The following is a 253-nucleotide window of genomic DNA, read 5'->3' on the forward strand; positions in this document are numbered from 1 at the left end:
GTATAGCATTGCAGCGAGGCGTGTGAACCAGTCCGAAGCCCCTGCGGAAACTTGATCATGTCGTCATATTCGACCCGGCGGACGTTTTTCGCCTTCCTAGCCGTTCTGACGTTTGGTCTTGCACCCGCAGCCGCCCAGGACGCACGGCAGGGCTACGTCCCACCCGCTCGCGACGCCGTGCGCGCCGTTGCGGCCGAGCATGGCATGGTGGTCGCGCAGGAGAAGATCTCCGCGCAAGTTGGCGCCGAGATCC

1 pseudogene is annotated in these 253 nt (G+C 64.0%); it reads left to right on the forward strand.

Going from position 1 to position 253, the window contains the following annotated elements:
- Window positions 1–57 precede the first annotated feature (57 nt).
- Window positions 58–253 (forward strand): annotated as a pseudogene (ggt, locus tag ACPYOJ_RS36035) (gamma-glutamyltransferase); the annotation flags it as partial.

It is taken from the genome of Rhizobium sp. SVR5-9E (assembly GCF_056755095.1).